Genomic DNA, 7,045 nt, shown 5'->3' with positions numbered 1-7,045 from the left:
CGCTGTTCAGCGGCTACGGCATCCGTACGATGGCCGCAGGCGAGAAGGGCTACAATCCGATGAGCTATCACAACGGCAGCATCTGGCCGCATGATAATTCGTTATGCCTGATGGGGCTTAACGCGCAAGGATTTCACGCCGAGGCGCTCATCGTCATGGAGGGCTTGCTGAAGGCAGGGGCTTATTTCGAGAACAACCGCCTGCCGGAGCTGTTCTGCGGCTACCCCAGCGAGCGGGGCAATCCGATCCGGTATCCGGTCGCATGCTCTCCGCAGGCCTGGGCGGCGGCCACTCCGCTTGTGTTCCTGCAGGTGATGCTGGGGCTTAGACTCGATCATGCGGGCCGCCGGATTTTTCTAAAGCCGGCTTTGCCGGACGGCATGAACCGCTTGTCGGTTCGCCGTATCCGGCTCGGAGCGGGGCGGCTGGATGTGAACGTGACCCGCAGCGGCGACGGCACGGGACAGTACACCGTCGACGTAGGCTCCAATACGACGGGGTGGACGCTTGCATAAAGCCTGAAAAGGTGCTTGTCGGCTGCTGTATCAGACCCGATGACTCGAGCTTTCGAGTCGTCGGGATTTTTTGTGTGGCCGTAAGCCGTGCCTGAACCATTAAAGCGGTCCCTCATGCTGATCGGAGGGGCAGCTTTTGCAGAAAACGCCGTGCATGGATGAGGGGCGTTCACCGGGGGTTTCGATCGTCGTCTGCCGCCGGCAGCGATATCTCGACGGTGGTGCCGTAGCCGGACTCGCTTGAAATGCCCATCGTGCCCTGATGCGCTTCGATAATTCGGTGGCAGATCATAAGGCCGAGCCCCGTACCGTGGGCTTTTGTCGTGAAGAACGGTTCGCCCAGCCGCCGGACGACGTCTTCGGGAATGCCGAGACCATAGTCCTGGATGGATATTAACGGATCGCCGTTCGGGCGCACCGATATGTCGATGTCGACTTGGCCTCCGCCGGGCATCGCTTCGATCGCATTTTTTATCACATTCACGAATACCTGCTTTAACTGATTGGAGTCGCAGCGGACGAGCGGCACCGAATCGCCGCAGCGGGAAAGAATCGTGACGTTGTTGAGAATCGCCTGCGTCTCCAGCAGCGTAATGACACTTCCGATGATGCCTTTCAAGCCAACGGTTTCGAAGTGGACCAGATGCGGCTTCGCCAAGGTCATGAACTCGTTTACAATCTGATTGATCCGGTCCAGTTCGCTCAGCATAATCTCGAGATACGGATAGCGGCTGCCGAGATCCTTCTGCAGCAGCTGCGTAAATCCGCGAAGCGAGGTAAGCGGATTGCGGATTTCGTGGGCTACGCCGGCAGCCAACTGGCCGATGACGGACAGTTTTTCCGACTTGACGATCATCTCCTCCGCCATCTTGCGTTCCGTTAAATCGCGCAATACGCTTAGAATGACCGGCCTCCCCATATAATGGTCGAGGCGTATGCTCGACACTTCTATGTCGATCCGCTCTCCGGTCAAGTCGATTAATGTCCGTTCCGCATATGGCGTCGGTTCGTTCGTTTGCATCATTCGCCCGGATATAAGCAGCGGCTCCTCCCGATGGTTGGGGTGAAAAAAACAGAAAATATTCATGCCGATCATATCCTGCACATCCCGGCCCTTAACGAGCTTGATGGCGGACAGATTGGCGTAGATGATGACATCGTTGTCGGTAATGACGATCGGTTCGGGCAGAAAGGTGATCAGCCGCTGGTACCGCTCGGCATCCTCCAACAGCTCTGCTTCGTATTTGATTCGTTTTGAAATATCACGTATGATTGACTGAATCAGGGTTTGGCCCGATTCGTGAGGCACCTCGATGCTTGACGTTTCGGCATCGAACAGTGAGCCGTCGAGTCGGATCATTTTATAGACGAAGAGATCAAGCCCCTTCTTCATCTTGCGCACCTGCTGCATTCGTTGTTTCAAGGTTTCGTGATGATCGGGATGGATGAAGCGGATGATCGGCTGTCCGACTATTTGCTCGGGCCGCTCCGCTCCGATCACTCTCACCCCGGCATCATTGACATAAAGCAGAACCTCGCCGTCGTGCAATGCGATCGCATCGGGAGAATGCTGGAGCATTTGATAACGATGTGCATCGCCCTCATAAACCGAATTGTTTTTCATAGTTGAGTCGATTCCCCTATGCTGCAAAATGAAATAAAGAAGAGCTTACGCTCTTCTTTATTTCTACAATTTTTGTCATTATCCTCTATTGCTCGCATGGCTATCGTTTACTTATGATTACCCGCCCGCTATGCCTTTGGAGCAAACCCTTCTTCGCGCAAGTACGCTTCCGCTTCCTCGTATGATTCAAACGCCGCGTCAAGATTGAGGCCCGCATATACATACCACAGGTCTTCCTCAAAGGTCAGGGTTAATGTATGCCCTTCGGCATCGGTCCAGGGTCCTTGACGGGGAGCGGATTTTTTTCCGTTGGCCGGCTGCGGCGGCTCGTACTCGCTTAAGGAGCGGATCGAAGCGGCGATCAGCTGCCGGAGCTCGTCTTCGTTGAAGTCGCGGATGTTCACGAAGCCCTTGTCGTCCATCGTGAATCCGTCCAGCAAGCCGGCGTACACGAAGCCGTTGCCGCTTGGATGAAGATGATAGACGACCGTTGTTTTGTCTGCGGCACTTTCTTCATAGTGGAAATTGACGCGTTTCATTGACACGTCCTTGCGCTGCAGCTCCGGAAACGACCCCGCAATTGCAAGCTTTTGTTCGAAAGTCAGCATGGCCAGCCTCCCATATTCGTTGCGATTCGTTGTGGTGCGATTATAGCATAATAAGGAAACCGGCGGCCAATCCGCAGCGCGGAAACTTGCGCGGACAGCGCGCTTTCGATCATAATAGTACCTGAAACCGGTTGAAACGGAAGCGGAACACGGGAACATAAGGAGGAGAAGCAGCATGAAAATAAGAGTGTCTGCCGTACAATACCATCTGCATACGATCGATTCGTTCGAGGCGTTCGCCGCTCAATGCGATCATTACGTGAAGACAGCGGAGGAATTCGGAGCGGACTTCGTGCTGTTCCCGGAGTTTTTCACGACACAGTTGATGTCGATCGGGGATGCGGAGGGACGCGCGCTCGGCATCGAGGGGTTGCCCGATTTCACCGACCGCTACCTGGAGTTGTTCGCTTCGCTGGCCGAAAGGACCGGTATGCATATTATCGGCGGCACGCATGTGATCCGCCGGAACGGCAAGCTGTACAACACCGCCCATCTGTTCTATCCGGACGGCAGGGTGGCGGAGCAGCCGAAGCTGCATATCACGCCGACGGAAGTGAACGAGTGGAACATGGCCCCGGGCGAAGGGCTCAACGTGTTCGAAACCGACAAAGGCACGATCGCCATGCTGACGTGCTACGATATTGAGTTCCCGGAAATCGTCCGGATGGCGCGGGCCAAAGGAGCGGACGTGATCTTCTGCCCGTCCTGCACCGACGACAGGCACGGCTTTCACCGGGTCAGGTACACTGCCCATGCGCGCACGATCGAGAACCAGGTGTACGTCGTGACGACGGGAACGGTTGGCTCGCTGCCGACGGTCGATTTCATGCGCGGCAACTTTGGCCAGGCGGCGGTGCTCGCGCCGAACGACGTGCCGTTTCCGCCGCGCGGCATCGTGGTTGAGGGAGAGATCAACGACGACATGATCGTGACCGCCGATATCGACCTGCAACTGCTGTACGAGGTGCGCGAGCGCGGCTCCGTTACGACGTGGCGCGACCGGAGAACCGATCTGTACACGGATTGGAAATAGGCCGTAGCTACCGGTTTTTGGCTGAAGAGCGGACAATGGAGAAGACGATCTCAAGGTTGTCCGGTTCGGCAATCTTCCCGTTTACGCCACCGTTTCGGAATCCAATGCAGGAAGAATCAAGCGCATGCTTGCTTCAAGGCATCAAGAAGACCCAACCTGAAAAGGACGGGTCTTCTTTTTTGTCGCAGCTTACGCGAACGAACGATTCCCATGGAGGAGGTCGCTGGCTCGACATGCGCCTGGCCGATGTTACGGATCCGAAGCGGCGCAAGGAGCGCAGTAAGACGGGGAAGCAGCGGCTGCGCGCTTTTCTGAAAAAGCTGCCGTTGACCGACGCGGTCGACTACTACAAAGGGCAGGAGGATTTGGCGGCCCGTGGAGGTGATTCGGAATCGCGATAGGGAGGAACGCTGCGGCGCATCGCCTGCCGACGCGAAGCTGCTGTATGTAGGCTGTGCGCGCGCTTCACAGGCTGGTGTTGCTCATGCCGGCCGATGATCCGTCGCCGCTGGTCGAAGTTTGAGGAGACGGAAATCGCCCTCTCGACTGTTTGAATCTGTATCATATTTGCTATAATCATATAAATGTAGAATCACCTTGGCAGGGAGGGCCGGTTATGTCCGTGTTTCTGAAGGAGAGCTGGACAGAAATGGATCAGAGGAAGATGGCGGCGCAGCTGCGGGGATTTCTGTTGCCGCCCGTGATTGCGGAAGGCTACGGGATCTACGGGAGCGGGCGGGTTCTGATCGGGGAATCGAAAGGGAAACATACCTTCAATGCCGTTGTAATGGACGGAGATATGGAGGAAACGGCCATCCGTTTCGATTTTCTCCCCCACAGCCGATGCAGTTGCCGCGCCAAAGGCAGCTGCAAACATATGGCTGCGGCGATTTTTTTATTTTTGCGGCAGGAAGGCCTGGACGTGGAGAGCTTCGTCAAGGAGTACGGCGTGGAAAAAACGACGCCGTCGGCAAAGGCGGCTGCGGCCCGCAGCCTGTCCGGTTCCCCCGTGTCTGCCGGCCGGGCAGGTATGTCCGGCGCTTCGGGAGCGAAGCCCGACGCTGTGGAAACGCCTGCGCCCGGCGGGGGGTTCCGCAAGTGGCACCGCCAGTTCGAGCAGCTCCTCCCCGTATATCGCGGGGGAAAGGAACATTTTCTGCAGACGGTCCATTATCACTTGCTCAGACATGCGGAAGACTGGCCGGATATGCAGCTGAAGGCGCTTTACCGGATGCATGCCTTGCTCTATGCGATGCGTCTTGCGGATCGGACTTTCGCGTTCAGCGCCTTCGGTTATTACGATATACGCGAGCTGACGGATCAGTTGATCGTTTCGTTTGCCGAGGAACTCCGTGGTACGGACCGGGAAGGGTTGACGATAAGGGAGGATTGCCTTGCCTATGCCCGGGGACTCGGCGTGGTGATCGCCGAATACGGTTTTGCCGGAAGACAGTCTTTGATCAGGTGGCTGTTTATTTTCCGTCTGGTGTGGACGAATATCCCCTTTGAGCCGGAACAGCGGAAACGGGAGCGGGAACGGATGGAGGAAGCGGCAAACGAGCCGGGGCTGGATGGGGAATTGCGAGTGCTTCGGATTGCGGCGGCCGCACACCTGGTCGTTCTGGAGGGGGGCGATCCCGCGGCGTTGGTTTTTCTTGAGGGATTCTCCGGAATATCCATGCCGCCCTATCTGTTTTATGACTATTTGGAGCTCTATACGGAAATCCGGCATTGGAGCCGATTGCATCTGTGGCTGGCATGGCTGCGCCCGCGCATGGCCTACGACCAGAATGGGGGCATGGGGTCACGATACTATCTGGATTGTTGGCGCAAGCTGGTGCAGGGCGAGACAACGGACGAGCGGCGAAAAGACATGCTGGAGGCGATGAAAGACGCGCTGCCCTACTCTTTCGACCTGTATGCCGAGGTGCTGATCGAAATGGAGGACTACCGGCGGTGGGCGGACCTGCATATCGCCCTGCGCGAAGCCCCGAATGAATCCAGTCATTACAGCAAAGTGGAGGCGAAAGCGCCTCAGGTTCTGCTGCCTGTTTTTCATCAAAGCGTGGAACGCTGGATTCTGGGGAAAAATCGGGACAGCTACCGGGAAGCGGTCAGAGGCATGAGGCAATTGGAGAAATTGTACCGCAAGGCGAAAATGCCGGAGCGGTGGCGGGAATATACCGGCCAACTCCTCGAGCGTTATTCACGGATGCGGGCGCTCCATGAGGAGATGCGGAAGGGGGGCGTGATCCGGTGACGCTTCTTGGCCGGCTGCATATCAATGCCCTGCAAATGGGCAACGGGGATTATTTGGTATACGGAACGGACGAAGAGGGGAAAAAGATAGGCGCGGATCAGCTGATGACGGCGCTCTTTGCCTGGCATGCCGAATCCTTCTACGGTACGACACTGGAGTGGAGACGGGAAGGAGAGGCGTACGGCTTCGTGCTTCCGCTGCGGCAGGCGATCGGGTATTGGACCGACCCCGCCGTTCTGCTGCACGCATCGGTGGCATGGAGCGACCGGATCGAGAGCTTCCGCAGGCTGTCGGCCATCCTGGGCAAAGCGGTTGCCCGGGGATGGTACTTTCCTTCATTCGAGAGAAACGGACAGGATAACCCGGTTATTTGCTGGAAGCTGCTGCGCGGCGGGCCGGAGCATCCGGACCCGGATTTCGCGTCGGAGTGCGGACAGGCAGGGTGGACGGAGCTGGATCGGCAGCTTGACCTGTACCTGAGAGCCATCATCGACTTGCCGGGCGAGACCGGAGCGGATTGGAGCCGACTTGTCCAAGTCTATCCGGAAGCGGAACCGCTTGCCGGTCGGCAATTGTCCGTAAAGGGCTGCGAGGATGAACAGGAGTATTGGGAGCGGATCGGTTACCGTACCGATACGCTCCCCTTTCAGGTAGGGTTGCGGCTTGAGGAACCCGATGAAGAGGAAGCGCCGTGGCGGTTGCAGCCGATTCTGGTTGATCGGGAGCGCCCTCACATCCTCCATGTCTGCACGCCGGAAGGCAAACCGCTGGACGGTGATCAACCGCCGGCGGAATGGCTGTCCGCCGCCCCGGACGCCGTCAGGCGTCAGGAAGCCAGATGGCGCAAGTGGATGGGGATCGACAGCTTAGCCTGGGAGATGGACGGCGAGCAAGCCTTCTTTTTCCTGGAGAAGGGAAGCCGCCGTTTGACGGACAAAGGCGTAGCGGTCTATCTGCCCCGCTGGTGGGAGGAGCTGCGCAAGCAGCGTCCCCGGGTGGTGTCGC

At 57.5% G+C, this 7,045-nt stretch carries 6 protein-coding genes and 1 pseudogene; 5 read left to right on the top strand and 2 right to left on the bottom strand.

Annotation, left to right across the window (positions count from 1 at the left end; all coding sequences use genetic code 11):
* Positions 1-515 (top strand): amylo-alpha-1,6-glucosidase (locus BG52_RS11920; RefSeq protein ID WP_036667323.1); only part of this gene is annotated, 515 nt, incomplete at its 5' end.
* Between the two features lie 169 nt (positions 516-684).
* Here the strand turns inward: BG52_RS11920 and BG52_RS11915 are convergent.
* Positions 685-2,139 carry a PAS domain S-box protein gene (locus tag BG52_RS11915; protein WP_051588018.1) on the bottom strand — a complete coding sequence of 485 codons (1,455 nt, stop codon included), beginning with the start codon at positions 2,137-2,139 and terminating at the stop codon, positions 685-687.
* 128 nt (positions 2,140-2,267) lie between these two features.
* Positions 2,268-2,747, bottom strand: coding sequence for a hypothetical protein (locus tag BG52_RS11910; protein WP_036585493.1), 480 nt, complete (start codon positions 2,745-2,747; stop codon positions 2,268-2,270).
* A gap of 175 nt (positions 2,748-2,922) precedes the next feature.
* Here BG52_RS11910 and BG52_RS11905 point away from each other — a divergent pair, with 175 nt between their 5' ends.
* The 4 genes and pseudogenes from BG52_RS11905 to BG52_RS11895 form a co-directional block, all read left to right on the top strand.
* The gene (locus BG52_RS11905) at positions 2,923-3,780 is read left to right on the top strand and encodes a carbon-nitrogen hydrolase family protein (RefSeq protein WP_036585492.1); all 858 of its coding nucleotides are present in this window, start codon (positions 2,923-2,925) and stop codon (positions 3,778-3,780) included.
* A 233-nt stretch (positions 3,781-4,013) separates the two neighbouring features.
* Positions 4,014-4,181 carry a hypothetical protein gene (locus BG52_RS16175; RefSeq protein WP_190287534.1) on the top strand — a complete coding sequence of 56 codons (168 nt, stop codon included), beginning with the start codon at positions 4,014-4,016 and terminating at the stop codon, positions 4,179-4,181.
* Positions 4,182-4,429: 248 nt separating this feature from the next.
* Positions 4,430-6,040: a hypothetical protein gene (locus tag BG52_RS11900; protein ID WP_144340806.1), complete on the top strand. Its 1,611-nt coding sequence runs from the start codon at positions 4,430-4,432 to the stop codon at positions 6,038-6,040.
* Positions 6,037-7,045: pseudogene (locus BG52_RS11895) on the top strand (SNF2 helicase-associated domain-containing protein); the annotation flags it as partial. The gene BG52_RS11900 and the pseudogene BG52_RS11895, both read left to right, overlap by 4 nt.

The sequence above is a fragment of the Paenibacillus darwinianus genome (genome assembly GCF_000598065.1).
GTDB classification, from domain to species: Bacteria; Bacillota; Bacilli; order Paenibacillales; family Paenibacillaceae; genus Paenibacillus_I; species Paenibacillus_I darwinianus.
This window is presented reverse-complemented; position numbering and strand designations above follow the sequence as displayed.

Excerpts from the sequence above, each read along its gene's own strand:
- BG52_RS11900 (WP_144340806.1), top strand. The coding sequence starts at position 4,430 with ATGGATCAGAGGAAGATGGCGGCGCAGCTGCGGGGATTTCTGTTGCCG.
- BG52_RS16175 (WP_190287534.1), top strand. The coding sequence starts at position 4,014 with ATGCGCCTGGCCGATGTTACGGATCCGAAGCGGCGCAAGGAGCGCAGT.
- BG52_RS11910 (WP_036585493.1), bottom strand. The coding sequence starts at position 2,747 with ATGCTGACTTTCGAACAAAAGCTTGCAATTGCGGGGTCGTTTCCGGAG.
- BG52_RS11915 (WP_051588018.1), bottom strand. The coding sequence starts at position 2,139 with ATGAAAAACAATTCGGTTTATGAGGGCGATGCACATCGTTATCAAATG.
- BG52_RS11905 (WP_036585492.1), top strand. The coding sequence starts at position 2,923 with ATGAAAATAAGAGTGTCTGCCGTACAATACCATCTGCATACGATCGAT.